Raw genomic sequence first — 14,615 nt, forward strand, 5'->3', positions numbered from 1 at the left:
CTACCTTTGCTCATACTCAACCCCACCGAGTGTCACGCTTACCTCATACATGGCAATTCTTCGCTTTAAAGCTCTCGAATTAGTAGACCAGCGCCAGCCGCTGGCCGTCGACATCACCGGCGAACGTCGTTCCGACGCTTTCGGTAAAAACGTCTTCAACCTCGATGCGATGCGGGCTACCATGCCTGGCGAGTATTTCAAGAAGCTGCAGGCAGCTATCAAGCAGGGTTCTCCTGTTGAGCGCTCCGTAGCAGATGCCGTAGCATCGGCCATGAAGACTTGGGCCATGGCTAAAGGAGCCACGCACTACACGCACTGGTTTCAGCCATTGACTGGGGCCACGGCGGAGAAGCATGACTCGTTCTTCGATCTGAACTCCGACGGGCGTCCAATTGAGAACTTCAAAGGGTCGGCGCTCGTGCAGCAAGAGCCAGATGCTTCTTCGTTCCCGAACGGTGGCATTCGTAACACTTTTGAGGCCCGCGGCTACACTGCTTGGGATCCTACCTCACCTGCCTTTATTATTGAAACAGCCAGCGCCAAAACGCTGTGCATCCCCACAATATTTGTTGCCTACACCGGCGAAGCGCTCGACTACAAAGCACCATTGCTGAAGTCGCTGGCCGCTTTAGAAAAGGCAGCCGTAGATGTGTGCCAGTATTTTGATAAAGATGTGCAGCGTGTACACACTACGCTGGGCATCGAGCAAGAGTACTTCCTGGTAGATAAGGCCCTGTACGCTGCTCGCCCTGACTTGGTAATGACGGGCCGGACCTTGTTTGGTCACGCCCCCGCCAAAGGCCAGCAGTTAGAGGACCACTACTTCGGCTCTATTCCTGCTCGGGTGCATGCCTACATGTTGGACTTCGAAGAAGAGTCTAACAAACTTGGTATTCCACTGCGCACGCGCCACAACGAAGTAGCACCGCACCAGTTTGAGTGCGCTCCTACGTTCGAAGATGCTAACCTCGCTGTTGACCACAACCAACTGCTGATGGACATCATGGAGCGCGTAGCCGACAAGCACAACTTCAAAGTCCTGCTGCACGAGAAGCCGTTCGCGGGTGTCAATGGCTCGGGCAAGCACAACAACTGGGCGATGAGCACTGATACGGGTGTAAACCTGTTAGCTCCTGGTCGTCGTCCGAAGGAAAACCTGCAGTTCCTGGCTTTCTTTATCACCACCATCAAGGCCGTACACCGTTACGGAGAGTTGCTGCGCGCCAGCATTGCCTCCGCTTCCAACGACCACCGTCTGGGTGCCAACGAAGCACCGCCGGCCATCATGTCGGTTTTCGTGGGCTCAATGCTGGATTCGGTACTAGACGAACTGGAGCGCACGGCCAAGGTACCCCTCGATAAAGGAGACAACATTTACTTAAAGCTCGGCATCGATAAGATTCCAGCTATTCTACTCGACAATACGGACCGTAACCGTACGTCACCCTTCGCCTTCACTGGCAACAAGTTCGAGTTGCGTGCAGTAGGTTCATCGGCGAACTGCTCGTCGGCCATGACTACGCTCAATGCTATTGTTGCTGAGCAACTTATCGATTTCAAGACATCGGTTGATAAACTCATTGACCAGGGCAAGAAAAAGGAAGTAGCTATTGTAGAAGTTCTGCGCGAGTACGTAATTAGCTCGAAGAACATTCGTTTCGAAGGCAATGGCTATTCGGACGAGTGGAAAGATGAGGCAGCTAAGCGCGGCTTAGCTAACGTACCAACGACACCGCAGGCCCTGGATGCTTTCGTACAAGACGAGGCTGCCGTCCTGTTCGAGCGTCACCACATCTTCTCTCACGTTGAGTTGCACGCTCGCCATGAGATTTTGCTGGAGGACTACATCAAGAAAATTCAGATCGAAAGCCGCGTAATGGGTGACTTGGCCGTAAACCATATCATACCTACCGCTGTTGCTTACCAAACCAAACTGATTACCAACATTCGGGGCTTGCGTGAGCTAGGCTTGGATGATGAGAATTCAGAAGTAACGCTGAATACTATTAAGGCTATTTCGCGGCACATCTTCACCATCAAAACCCAGGTGGACGAGATGACCAACGCCCGCAAAGTGGCTAACAAAATTGACGATACACGCGAGCGGGCTGTGGCCTATTGCGATACTGTCAAATCACATTTCGACACCATCCGCCGCTCGGTTGATAAGCTGGAGCTGATGGTTGCCGATGAGGACTGGCCTCTGGTAAAGTACCGCGAACTTTTGTTCCGCCACTAAGTCCAGGGTCAGAATCGGACCGGAGTTGGGTGGGAATTTTCTCCGCGCTCCGATTGTGGAAAAGCCGTTTCCGGGTGGGGACGGCTTTTTTGCGTTGGTACTTACCGGGTCTTAACGTAGCGGCCTCTACGCGACGTAGAGGTCATTTTCGTCAGCAGCGCTAAGTAGGGCTAAGTACCGTAATGCAGGGACCCGCCCCCAATACGCCCCCCTTTCCGAGCTGTTGCCCGGTACGTGTGTTGACAGGTTCTTGCTTGTCGACGCCCTGCTATGTGTTGAGGGTGACTGCAAGAGCAGGGCATAGTATTTCTGCTTTTCCGTCACAGCAATGGGGAAAAAGAGTAGATTTGAAACGTGTATGTATGGCTTTGCTGATGGAACCTGACTTGCTTCTTTCCCGCTTACAGACCCTCGGCCAGCGCCTGGAAGAGGCCACGCAGGCGGGCGACGCCGGCAGCGAGAGTCCGCTTGAGCAGGCGCGCGAGTTTCTACTCACCCACTTGCCCCAGCAGGCGTCGGTCCCGTACCGGCGGATGATCTGCTGGAACTGCTGACGCCCTCGCCCCACATTCACTGGAGTTGGGCCGAGGAGCGGGAGCTGGTGCTGGAGGGTCTGACGCTACTGCATCAGCTCTGGTATCGGTCGGCAATGCTGAACAAGAGGTAACGTATAGCGTCAGCGTGTTTGAGCGGTTTCACCAACTGGTTCCTTACTTGTGCGGTGAACATGTACAAGCACACGCTACAAAAGGAACATTATTACTCTACACAAAGAGCATAAATGAGACAAAGCGCTATAAAGTCAGAGTATAAGAATTCTAATAGAGACTCTATGAATGAATGTTCGAAGCTTCAGTACGAAGCTTGGTGTCAGTGACTCAGCCATATGCAACTACATTGATAAGGGCTCAAAACCGCTTGCTGAGTTCGTTGCTACAGTTGCTATTTCAATTGATAAGGTAAACCCCACTTGGCTTCTACTCGGCAAAGGCGAGATGTTATTCAGGTAGCGGACGCGAAGCGGTTGGAAGAGGCTACAGCCTTCGAGAAGGAGGCGCTTCGGATTCAGGTGCAGGATAAGGAGCACATCATCCAGCTGTTGGAAATGCAAGTGAAGAAGTAACCTATTTAGACGCCTGTTTATGAAATTAACATTACGCCGAGATAATGTTATCGCCTCCTATCTGTACTTCGGTCTAACCACACTGAACCTAGCATCTAATTACTACACCTCTTTCAAGCTTATAGTCCTGGTTGTTACTCGTAAAGGAGACAACGTTCTCACTAGTATCGCCTTTGCCATTTTAATTCTAACCCCAGTCTTCTTAGCATGGCTGGGCTTCGGAATCAGGGCAGGTAAACCATATGCCAAGGCGCTGTTTTTAGCCTTCTTCACTTGGAACGTTTACCTCATTCTCCGTCAAGTACCGACTCTGGCGGACAGTGCCCCTAACTATTGGGCTGTGCTTCGCAATCTGCTCTCCCTCATTATACTCTCAATCATCTGCTACTTTCTATTCCGAAACAACTTCACTCACCGCCCCAATGCTTCCATTAAAAACGAGCTATTTGAATAGCTCCTGCCTCATCCAGTTGCTGCAAATGCAGTTGAAGAAGTAAAAAGCAACCCTATTGCTATGGCCGTAACTATACCCGCCAATGACCGCAAGGCATCAAACCTGTACTTTCTGAGCCTAGCCGTGTCTGTTACCATAATCCTCGCCTTTCAGCAGCCCCTCAAGCCTACCCCTCATCTTAGCCAGAACGCATTCTATATAAGTCAGGTCGTAACATACCTTCTGCTAGTCATTCTAGGATGGGAAGTACGAGAAGGCCACCGGTGGGCTAAAGTAGTACTCCTGCTGCTCCACATACCAAGCCTGCTCCTGTATCTAGCACGCCTGCCCCTGCTTACGGCATCCTGGCCGCAAACCGGGCTTAATCTGCTAAGCGCTACTCTGCAAGTTGGCGTCATTGTCATCATCACCCGCGACCTGCTGCGCCGACCAGAGGTTGAGGAGCTAGATGTTGCTACGGAGCAATAGAAACCGTCTAACCTGATGAAGCACATGTTCCTCAGTACCGTTTTACTTGTCCCGGCAACAGTTTGGGCGCAAGACACCCTACGTCCTCGTATGGTGAGGCCACCTCAGCCAGTTGACGTTGCACAAGTTCTGCGTGGTAGCATGAATCCTCGCGGGCTACAGCTCGCTACTGGCACAGTGTTGTATCGTCAGCTACGGGATACGCTCGGTGGCCGTCCTGCCCTACGTATACAGGCTGGTGATGCAGTCATTATCCGCCAGGAGCATCCACGATGGATCAAGGTAATGCGTGGCACAAGGAGCCTCATCAATTTCTCCTCAGATACGACCACCTATTACATGCCAGCATCGGGAGCACTTGGTGCTAAGACCTTTATTATCATCTAAAACGGCTAGGAACTCGCAGGCAGTAGCAGCTGACCTTGCGGCATTCTGCTCCACCCCAAGCAGAACTAGTGGCCGTTGGACGGCAGGGCTATGGCAAAGCACAAGGCCCCGACCCCAAAGCGCTGGGCAAAGATGCCGTGGGCTGCTACCGCATGATACCATCCAAGGTAAGAACGAGCCGGATCCACGCGCTACGACACTTTACGGGTTCTCGCTAAACAAAGAACACTTCTAACGCATTTTCATGCCCCGTTTCTTATCCCTCCTGCTGTTGAGCCTGACGCTGCTCACCGCCGCCTGTAAGAAAGAAGAAAGCAAGCCCAAACCTTCCATCGAAGGCCGCTGGACGCTTAAAGAATTGGTAGACTATGAGTATGACGCCGAGGGCAAGTTACTGACCCAGAAGTCGGACTCCTCTCCCGCTGCTCTCTATTTTTACACCGTCATTTCCAAGGACTCCATCCTCTTCTACGACGTGAAGGATAACTCCCCGCTGGGCGGCGACAAGCTCACGTACCTGAGTTCCGACACTTTTACCTACAGCTCGGTTACGGTCGTAGTCAAAGAACTCACGGACCATAAACTAGTCTTACGTTATCCTTCCCGGAACCGAACTGCGGGCCGACCCTATCATGAATTCGAGGACGTCTACTCGCGCTAAGGCAGCGTGGCAGCTAGAGGAGCTAGCCGGCGCAGTGCTTTGCTGAGGGTAACAGCCAGGAGAGTCATGCTGCTCCTACAAGCGAGCTATAGTTTCAACCTTTCGAGATATGGCTTATCGCAACACGCGTTTACTACCTGCGCTAGTGCTTGGCGGTTATTTACTGGTGAGCTTACCGGCCAGAGCACATGCTACCCCCGACTTTCTGAAGGGGAACAACTGGATTTACTGGGCTATTTTATGTGGACTCCTTCCTCCAGTGGGCATTGGGCTCGTCACGCGTTGGTATATGACGGCCGGCTATCCCGCCTACAGGATTGGGCTGGCAGGGCCGTTGCTATTTTCATGCCTCGCGTGGCTGGGTACATTTAGTAGCGTGTTGTACCTGCTATCGATCAGCAACGCCAGCCCGAGCCTCCCCCTGTTGCTGGGAGTCATGTGCCTGCTGACGGTAGGAGCTGCCGTATTAGGCTGCCTTACACATCGAAGAATACGAAAAGATGGGGTCAAAAGGCCGGGCTTATGAGCGTCCAAAAACGGTCGGTTTTTGGATAGATTCTGCATCCCGCCTAACGGCCCGAAAATGCGTTTTTCGGGGCCGTTTTTGTGGTTTTTATGCTCTAAAAGAGAGCTTGGTGAAGGGAAGTCGATGCTAATTGTAACTTCCTACATACGGTACTTCCCAATTATCAGATAGCTTCTCTATAGTCAAACAAGAATGTACTGCTAATGAGGACGCGGCCTACTGATATGGGCCTTCTCGGGTACCGCTCGCCACTAACATGTAGCGGGATCTAATATGGCACGCTCCTATCTCCTTCCTATTGTAGCTTACCGTTTGAACAATGCTAGTAGTTGACTTTCCTCGACCCCTAAGGAAAGTCGGTTTATTTTCTTGCTCCTTACTTCAGGTTGCATAGTACAGGCGCAAGTACCATCTGCGGCTGGGCGCAGAAAGGTCCAGGACAAACCAAACCGCGGGCTACCTCTATTCGAAGCGCAAACTCTCGATTGGGTCAAGGGCAGCAGCTTTGCTAGCTGGGTAATAACCTGATATGAGCCCTACCAACATGCAAATAGCAATACCTACTCCCATCCATAACCAAGGCACAAAGAAGCCTCCTGCGCCCGGCATCAGCAACGGAATCAGGTTTCCTCCAGCAACGCCTAGTAGTACACCTAGAATGCCTCCCATCAAACAGATGACAATTGCCTCAATAAGAAACTGCTGGCGAATTTGTTGAGCAGTAGCGCCAAGTGCCTTTCGGATGCCTATTTCGCGGGTTCGCTCCGTCACAGAAACCATCATGATATTCATGAGGGCAATACTAGCGCCGAGCAATGTAATGAAGGCCAGCACACTTCCTCCTTTACGCACTTTGCCTGACAGATCATCTAGCTTACCCGCTAAGGATTCGCTGCTTTCTACCTCGAAGCTATCTTCCTGGCCTAGTTGGTCGTGGCGTACGGCGCGCATAATGCCCGTTGCTTCTCCCGTGAGATACGTGAGCATGGAAGGGTCAAGCGTAGCCGTTTTTACGTCGTAGGTAAGGGCCCGCTGCCGGGGTAGTTGATTGCCGGTTTCCAGCGGGATAAGTACCAAACGGTCGGCACCACCGCCACCCATCGTGCTACCGCTCTTCTCCAACTCGCCAATAACCTGAAAACGCCGTCCCAGCAGATAGATGTACTTATCTATGGGGCTTTGGTTTGGGAACAGCTTGTCCTTAATCTCCGTGCCAACAATGGCTACATTGTTGCCCGCATGTAACTCACTAGTGGAAAAGGAGCGGCCCGCACTCAGATTATAGCTTTGAATTAGCAAGTAGTTTTCGTCACCGGCCACTACTTGCATATTGGGGTTGGTTTTTTCCCCGTTCGCCTTCACCTCTACGGCACCAGCTATAAAAGCAGATAGTCCCACCTTGGCATTGTCGCCGAGCCGGTCCTTGTACTGGCGGGCTTGCAAATACGTGAGAACCGGGTACGTTTTGCCCTGCACGCCTCCCCTACGCGAGCGGTTGTTGTACCTTTCGCCTTGATTTCAAACGAGTTAGCCCCTAGGCTAGCGAAGGTGCTATTGAGCTTATACTTCATGGCATCAATGGCAGTGAGAATACCAACTAAGGCCATGATGCCAATGCTGACGATAAGAGCGGTGAGGATAGTTCGCAGCAGGTTGCTGTTAATGGAACGAAACGCCTCTTTGATGTTTTCCAGCAGATGCATAAGGGCGACAGCAAGCAAACGGAGCAAATTATCCTGACCCGGCTGAGGCGGTCCGTGCGGGGCCGCTTGGGCCCTCAGCGAGTCGCGCAAGGTAGGCGGTTTGGACTAAACTGCCGCACAGTTTCGTTACCTTTAGAATCACGGATTAACCGGACGTTGAGGCAAGCACGAGTGGGTTAGTTTTGGGCTTTCGCTCCTTGCGTGGGACCCGGGTTGACAAAAACCTTGCCTTAAATCTTCTTACGTTCTCATATGATACACTTCCCGCGTCTTGTTGCCTTACTGTTGGTAGTAGGAATCTGCTGCGGTCAGCCCCTATCGGCTTGGGCCAACCATATTCTTATCCCGATGGATAACACCCAGAAGGAGCACCTGAAAGCGTATGGAGCTGCCTACTGGCTCCTGGGCAAGCAGGTGGAAGTAGACTGGCTCCTGAACTACCGCGGTGGGGCCTTCGCCTGCGACGTAGTGCAAGGTGCGGAAAACGAATTGGCCGTGCGCGGCGTGACGTACCAAGTAATTTCCGAGGCGCAGTACACCGGCATCCTCTCGGAAATAGCCGACCCGAACGCTAACATGGATGTGATGAAGCTGGAGAAGGTACCCAAAATTGCGGTGTACACGCCCAAAGGCAAGCAACCTTGGATGATGCGGTAACCATGGTGCTCACCTACGCCGAAATTCCCTACACAGAAATTTACGACGACGAGGTATTGCGCGGCGACCTACCGAAGTACGACTGGCTTCACCTCCACCACGAAGACTTTACGGGCGAGTATGGCAAGTTCTACCGCAACTACCGCAACCGCCCCTGGTATCAGCAGCAGCAGCGCGATGCTGAGGCAGCTGCCAAGCGAAATAACTTCGGAAAAGTAAGCCAGATGAAGGGAGCCGTGACGGTAAAAATGCAGGAGTTTATTGCCGGCGGCGGCTTCATGTTTGCTATGTGTTCGGCTACTGACTCCTACGATATTGCCTTGGCTGGCTTGGGCCTTGATATGGTCGAGAGCATGTACGATGGTGATCCGGCCGACCCAGCCGCTCAGAGCAAGCTCAACTTCAACCGCACCCTGGCATTCCAGAACTTCCAGCTCGTGCGCGACCCGTACGAGTACGAGTACTCCAACATTGACATGCAACCCCAGGAACGCGGGGTGTACGAGGATAATGATTACTTCCAACTGTTCAACTTCTCGGCTAAGTATGACCCAGTGCCCACCATGCTTTCCCAGAACCATGAGCGCACTATCAAAGGGTTCATGGGGCAGACCACAGCCTTCCGGAAGTCTCTGGTGAAGGCTGACGTGGTAGTAATGGGTGAGAACAAGGCTTCTGGGGAGGTGCGCTATATGCACGGCACCTTGGGCAAAGGCACCTGGACCTTTTATGGGGGCCACGACCCCGAGGACTACCAGCACATGGTGGAAGAGGAACCTACCGACCTGGCCCTGCACCCTAACTCGCCTGGCTACCGCCTGATACTGAACAATATCCTGTTTCCGGCAGCCAAGAAAAAGAAGCAAAAAACCTAGGCTACTTCGCGTGTGTAGCCTTCCCAACGCCTCTGCCTTTGCTGGTAGGGGCGTTTGTCATTGAAGCGTAGCGGAGTTCTTTCTCGACAGTACGTGCATCATTAGCTAGACAAGGGACGTACCCAGTACCTATTGCGTGCCTTTCCTCGCCCGGCCGGTGGCCAGAAACATCTTGTATGAATTCAGAGCACATCAATTACAGCCTATCAGCCAGCCAGGAAGAACCGGCGGCTGTAGAAGAAATAGCCAACCCCCTACCGCGTGCCGTACTGCGCCTCAGCAACCATGCGCTCCTGGACGGACAATGGCATTTTGCCCTTGATCCTGACGATAGAGGCTTGCGCGAAGGGTGGTACCTCGGCCACGACTATGAATACGTAGCGCAGTGGCCGGGCTCCATTGAAGCACACATGGCCGAGGCTCGCGGCCAGGCCCAGCCTACTGCGTGGCAAGATAAAGTAGTGGCTTGGTACGAGCGAGAATTTACGCTTCCGGAGGTAGAAGAGCCCCTGCGCCGATCCATGCTCCAACTCACTTTCGGGGCCTGCGGCTACGAAACCCAAGTCTGGCTGAACGGACGACAGTTGCGCACCATTGAAGGCGAGGATGTCCACTACGGAGAATACACCTCGTTTTCCTACGAGTTACGAGAAGAAAATCTCCACTTAGTTAATCGGCTTACAGTGCGGATTGCCGATACCATGGATGCCGAAATCACCCGCGGCAAGCAAGAATCGCACATTTATAAGCGCGGCGGAATCTGGTACCAGACGTACACCGGCGCTGTGCGTAGCGTGTGGCTGGAAGTGGTAGAGCGCAACCGGCTCCGCTCCCGCCTCGGGGTCGACAGCATCATTGAAGACCATCTGGTTCGATTCAACTTCACTACCCGCATTCACGACCCAGGCTGCTATACACTTCGGCTGAAAGTAACGGAACGCGGCGCCCCCAAAGATTCTCCTCCCCTATATACCTCTGAGTTTCCACTACGTCTGGAAGCCGGGCAAAAGCAGCAGCGCGTCATTTTGGAAATGCCCGATGCCAAGCTATGGTCCCCTGAAACGCCCAACCTGTACTTGCTGGTTGCCCAACTAGTGGATTCGGAAGGCTACGAAGCGCAAATCGAAACGCATTTTGGACTGCGCAAGATAGAGTCCCGGGGCAAGCACGTGTACCTAAACAATGAACCCACGTATCTTGATGGCATCCTCTATCAGCCGGGTACGGCCACATACGAGGAAATGCAGCGCCACATGCACGCCATGCAAAAGCTGGGCTGCAATATGGTGCGCGTGCACATTGCTGGCATCGACCCGCGCATCTATAATTTGGCTGATGAGTTGGGGCTGCTCTTGTGGGTAGAAGTGCCTAGTCCCCATACGTCAAGCACCCGGAGCCGGCAGAACCACCGCGACGAACTACTCCGCCTATTGGCACTTATTGAGTCGCATCCCTCCGTAGTTATTTGGAGCTTGTATAACGAGGATTGGGGCTGCCAAGATATTGCCACCAACCCCGAGACACGACGCTACATTGTGGATACTTACCACTATATGCAAATTGAGCACCCGCAGTTTCTGGTAGTGGACAATGACGGCTGGCAGCATATCTCGCAGGAAGGCCGTTTGAAGTCCGATTTGCTTACGGCTCACCTCTACACCCCTGACCTAGGCCGCTGGCAAGACTTGCTTGACCGGCTTGTGCGAGGTGAGCTAGTAGGAGTTGCTGCTTTCCCGCTGGTAATCGGCGACGCCTTCTTCTACCGCCGTCAAAAGCCCCTTATTGTAAGTGAATGGGGCGGATTTGGCTTCGCCGACTATGGTGGGCCCCAGGAAGGAGAAGAGCGAACCAACCGCATTCGTGCCTTCAAGCAGGAACTGCGCCGCCGGCCTATTGCCGGCGACGTGTACACGCAAGCCACCAATATCGAAGATGAGCGCAATGGCGTCATCGACCCGCACACTGGCGAGCTTACCGTCCCCCCCGGCCTGCTAAACTCCCGTGACTTCTCTCCGGAGGAATAGTATTTTTCTAAAGTAGCACCATCGCCCGAGCGCAGTAGTTGTAAAAGCAATGTCCTACCTGAAAGTCGGGTGGCAACCACTCTTTTTGCAACTACTGCGCTCGGGCGATGGTGGCTTTTGTCGAGGCTTTTCTTATTTGGGAAGCCGGATGATTTGCTGAGCCAGCGCTGGTAGGTCGGCCGTTTTATCGGGGTCGGTTTCGAGAGTTACTTGTACCATCACGGGCTGGCCCTTGGCAATGCCGTACGCTACCAGTTCATACGTCATGCCCCCCGCTTCGGTGGGGTAGCTCAGCCGATAGCCTTTCGCGGGCGTTTCCAGAATAAAGCACTCAAGCGGCTGCTTTTCCGTGTGCTTATGCTTTTTTTCAAGCTGTCGCACAAATTGATCAGGAAAGCCTTTCAGCATCGGGTAATCTAGGTACATCCACGTCAGTTGCATTCCTTGGCAATGCACTTGGTACTTATTGTCGGGGGTGCAGCCGCCCGGCACCACTAGGTCAATACCGCAGAAGTTCACTGCGGGAGGGGCATCTGGGGTTGGGGCTTGTGCCAGCGCTAGCACTGGACTTACTAAAGTCAACAGCAGTAGAAGTTTCTTCATTCGGGAACAAGTACAGTGAGGGAAGAAGCGAATATATCATTGCTTTCCATAGAACAGTACTTTTACTGCTGGGTATGTGTCCCATTTGAAGAAAATTTTCCCAAGCTTCTCTTTGCTGTAGCTCATGCTATCAGCCCTGGTATCACTCCCTAGTCTCTTTGCACGAGCAAGGGGCGTAGTCCTGGTGCTACCCCAGAACTACGCCCCTTGTTCCTGGCAGTCTCTTGACTACTACTAGTGCATCCGGTCGTCGCGGACGGGTAGGTTGGTGATGATCTCACCTTCAATCTTGAGTAGCTCCTGCAGGCGCACGTCTACTTCCTTCGGGTCGCAATATTCTTTGGCTAAGTCCACGTAGCTCACAAAGTGTCCTGCCTCCGACACCATCAGTTCATAGTAGAACTTGGATAGCTCGGGGTCAGGAATATGCTTCCACAAAAGCTTGAACCGCTCACAGCTGCGGGCTTCAATCAGGGCACTTACCAGCAACTGGTCCATGAGCTGCCGTTCGCGGGCTCCGCCTTTGCGCACGTGGGTCATCAACTGCACCACGTACTCGTCGCGGCGCTGACGACCCAGTTCGTGCCCGCGCTTGCGCAGCTCTAGCAGTACCCGCTCAAAGTGGGCCCACTCCTCGGCTACCAGAAGTGTGAGCTCATCCACGAGGCGCGTTTTCTCGGGATACTTTACAATTAGGCTAATGCCTGTGCTGGCCGCTTTCTGCTCGCAGTAAGCATGGTCAACGAGAATATCCTCTATGTTTTTGCTGGCAATATCTACCCACCGCGGGTCAGTATTGAGCTTGAGCTTGAGGATGGTTTTTTCTTTGCCTTCGGGTTGCATGTGGCTAAGCGAATGGTAATGGGCCAAGTAGGCTTCAGGCGGGGTTTCTGCTAGCCCCCGTAGCAAGCTACCAAGTGATTAGTTGAAGAACTGCCAACGGATGCCGAATTGGAACCGTCGGGGTAGCCCAGTATAGTACGGGGTGGTGTAATAACCGGACTGCGGAAGAAACTGGTTGATGTACGCCATCTTGAGAAAGATGCTCAGCGTCTTGATATCGGCACTCAGGAACACGTCTACCAGAGGCGTGTTGCGAATGGTGAAGTAGTCCTGCAGATAAAATTGCTGCGTGCTGGGGCTGTAATTGTAGGCTTTCCAGCGCGACTGGAAGTAGGTCTGCATTCCTACCTGCCCGAACAGAGCACGCTTGAATACGTAGCCCTGGTAGTAAATCCGCGACTCGGCCACTAGCGCTGGGATGCGCAGGGCTTTGTCTTCGCCAGCCCCGGCGGTGTAGGTTGCTTGATTATCGAAGTAAAAATGCCCTACGTGAAAGCGGTGGCGCAGAGCCGCAATGAATAGCTGTTGGTTGTTGGTCGAGTCGGCTTGGGCTGGCACGCCATACTGGTTATAGTACACCAAGTTTCCGATGCGCGCTGCCGTGCCCGATGCCTCCAAGTATTGCCCCCCCACTTGCTGGCTAATACTCACGCGCAGCTGCTGCACATTGGTGTTACGGAAGGCAGTTGCACCCGTGTTATCCCAAGCGTAGTGGTTGCCGCTGAAACGCTGCTGCGTGAGAGTAGGCGAGTAGCTGTTCAACAGCAGTTCACCCACCAATGGTCCCAAGCGAGCAGCCCCGCGTAGCCAGTACTCAGTTTGGTCAAGCTGGGCCGAGGGCTTTAGCTCTCCGGCCGTTTCAATGGCGAACTGCCGGTAGCTGAAAGCGGCCGTACCACCCACAAACAGCTGCAAGGTGTCGATGTTGAAAGCGGTTACTTCCACCCCTTCCGTGCTGCCCTGCCGATACTGATCGGTGAGGGTGAGGTAGCGCTGACGGCCGTACAGGCGATATTCTACCGCGGCCGTCCGCCCCATAAGGCCCACAGTATTTTCTACCTGCCGCATCGTGGTCCGGTCATCGGTAGCCACGTTGCTGACTAAAAATTGCGGATAGAACAGTGGGGTGCCACCGGGAGACTCCAACTTCGTATCCACGTATTTATTCTGCTGTCGCCGCCAGTCGAAGGTGTGATACACGGTGAGGCCACGGCCTAAGAGGCGATAGGTATGCGTCAGCCGGAATTCGTCCCGGTCGTCGCGGTTAAGAGCATTAGTTAGGTTGACTACTTCCCGCTGGTACTCGAAGAGCTTACTTAAGTCGGTGCGCCCATTTTCCAGGGTGTCACTAGCCAAGGGCTGAATGCCACCCTGTTCAACTGCCCGATGCCGCGACGTATTCAGGTTGGCGACCATGTGGTAACGGTCGTTTGGCGACTGGTAACGCACAAACAACAGGAAGTTGCTGTGCTCTACCTGCGACGACCTAGTGTTCGAGACGGCTAGGGCTTTATTGGCACCAAACCGCTCGTAGGCAAAGCCCACGTTAAACGCCTTCTTGAGGCTCCGCGTGTAAGACAGTTCAAATACTTGCTCGTAGGGATTTCCCTGATTAAAGCGAAAGAAAGTATAGGGCGAGCGAGTATCGTAGTAAGGAATGGTGGCTGAATTACGGGTGTACCGGTCGAATACGTTGCGACCCAGGCGGGCCCCCAACTCTAGATTAGGCTGCCAGAGCAACGGACGAGCAGCAGTGCCGAAGTTGCCTAGGTCCTGGTAAAACGTGGAGTCGTGCACCCAGTAGCGCACCTGCGGGAGGCGAGTAAGCGTGGTATCAATCATGCGCCCCACCGTATCCTGGCGTAGCACATCGGCCTCCCGAATGATGAAGGTGGTGCGGGCACCGTAGCGGTTTTTGGTAGAGTCGTCGAGCACCTGGGCGCGGGCATTGGGCAAGAGCCCCAGCAGCAGCAGCAGCGTAGCCCCAACAGCTAGGCCCTGGCGGTACATTCTCGTCAGCCAAAAGGTGGGCACCACGGCCCGAAGAAGCGA

The 14,615-nt window shown here is 53.5% G+C and carries 13 protein-coding genes and 1 pseudogene; 9 read left to right on the forward strand and 5 right to left on the reverse strand.

Annotated elements, in window-relative coordinates; translation table 11 throughout:
* Nucleotides 1-49: 49 nt before the first annotated feature.
* From VI25_RS02925 to VI25_RS02950, 7 genes are all read left to right on the forward strand, one after another.
* Nucleotides 50-2,239: a glutamine synthetase III gene (locus VI25_RS02925; RefSeq protein WP_045689465.1), complete on the forward strand. Its 2,190-nt coding sequence runs from the start codon at nt 50-52 to the stop codon at nt 2,237-2,239.
* Nucleotides 2,240-2,586: 347 nt separating this feature from the next.
* Nucleotides 2,587-2,793 (forward strand): hypothetical protein, encoded by a 207-nt coding sequence (locus VI25_RS02930; protein ID WP_152981469.1) that lies wholly within the window; start codon nt 2,587-2,589, stop codon nt 2,791-2,793.
* 416 nt (nt 2,794-3,209) lie between these two features.
* Nucleotides 3,210-3,362: a hypothetical protein gene (locus VI25_RS24985; RefSeq protein ID WP_161806862.1), complete on the forward strand. Its 153-nt coding sequence runs from the start codon at nt 3,210-3,212 to the stop codon at nt 3,360-3,362.
* Between the two features lie 19 nt (nt 3,363-3,381).
* Nucleotides 3,382-3,816 carry a hypothetical protein gene (locus VI25_RS02935; RefSeq protein WP_045689463.1) on the forward strand — a complete coding sequence of 145 codons (435 nt, stop codon included), beginning with the start codon at nt 3,382-3,384 and terminating at the stop codon, nt 3,814-3,816.
* A gap of 60 nt (nt 3,817-3,876) precedes the next feature.
* Nucleotides 3,877-4,284 carry a hypothetical protein gene (locus VI25_RS02940; protein WP_045689462.1) on the forward strand — a complete coding sequence of 136 codons (408 nt, stop codon included), beginning with the start codon at nt 3,877-3,879 and terminating at the stop codon, nt 4,282-4,284.
* A 141-nt stretch (nt 4,285-4,425) separates the two neighbouring features.
* The gene (locus VI25_RS02945; RefSeq protein WP_152981470.1) at nt 4,426-4,671 is read left to right on the forward strand and encodes a hypothetical protein; all 246 of its coding nucleotides are present in this window, start codon (nt 4,426-4,428) and stop codon (nt 4,669-4,671) included.
* A 244-nt stretch (nt 4,672-4,915) separates the two neighbouring features.
* Complete coding sequence (locus tag VI25_RS02950; RefSeq protein WP_045689460.1) at nt 4,916-5,332, forward strand: hypothetical protein; 417 nt, start codon at nt 4,916-4,918, stop codon at nt 5,330-5,332.
* A gap of 988 nt (nt 5,333-6,320) precedes the next feature.
* Here VI25_RS02950 and VI25_RS02955 read toward each other — a convergent pair.
* The gene (locus tag VI25_RS02955) at nt 6,321-7,301 is read right to left on the reverse strand and encodes an ABC transporter permease (protein ID WP_316934248.1); all 981 of its coding nucleotides are present in this window, start codon (nt 7,299-7,301) and stop codon (nt 6,321-6,323) included.
* Nucleotides 7,235-7,561 carry a hypothetical protein gene (locus VI25_RS28245; protein ID WP_316934249.1) on the reverse strand — a complete coding sequence of 109 codons (327 nt, stop codon included), beginning with the start codon at nt 7,559-7,561 and terminating at the stop codon, nt 7,235-7,237. The genes VI25_RS02955 and VI25_RS28245 overlap by 67 nt, the downstream gene beginning before the upstream one ends.
* 252 nt (nt 7,562-7,813) lie before the next feature.
* Here VI25_RS28245 and VI25_RS02960 point away from each other — a divergent pair.
* Nucleotides 7,814-9,093: pseudogene (locus VI25_RS02960) on the forward strand (asparagine synthetase B).
* A gap of 176 nt (nt 9,094-9,269) precedes the next feature.
* Complete coding sequence (locus VI25_RS02965; RefSeq protein WP_045689457.1) at nt 9,270-11,117, forward strand: glycoside hydrolase family 2; 1,848 nt, start codon at nt 9,270-9,272, stop codon at nt 11,115-11,117.
* A gap of 132 nt (nt 11,118-11,249) precedes the next feature.
* Here VI25_RS02965 and VI25_RS02970 read toward each other — a convergent pair whose 3' ends face one another.
* The 3 genes from VI25_RS02970 to VI25_RS02980 all read right to left on the reverse strand — a co-directional run bounded on the left by VI25_RS02970 (nt 11,250) and on the right by VI25_RS02980 (nt 14,600).
* Nucleotides 11,250-11,720, reverse strand: coding sequence for a hypothetical protein (locus tag VI25_RS02970; protein ID WP_045687514.1), 471 nt, complete (start codon nt 11,718-11,720; stop codon nt 11,250-11,252).
* Nucleotides 11,721-11,954: 234 nt separating this feature from the next.
* Nucleotides 11,955-12,563, reverse strand: a complete 609-nt coding sequence (locus VI25_RS02975) for a tRNA-(ms[2]io[6]A)-hydroxylase (RefSeq protein WP_045687513.1) — start codon at nt 12,561-12,563, stop codon at nt 11,955-11,957.
* A gap of 78 nt (nt 12,564-12,641) precedes the next feature.
* Nucleotides 12,642-14,600: a putative porin gene (locus VI25_RS02980; RefSeq protein ID WP_152981471.1), complete on the reverse strand. Its 1,959-nt coding sequence runs from the start codon at nt 14,598-14,600 to the stop codon at nt 12,642-12,644.
* Nucleotides 14,601-14,615 lie beyond the last annotated feature (15 nt).

It is taken from the genome of Hymenobacter sp. AT01-02, assembly GCF_000961955.2.
GTDB classification, from domain to species: Bacteria; Bacteroidota; Bacteroidia; order Cytophagales; family Hymenobacteraceae; genus Hymenobacter; species Hymenobacter mucosus.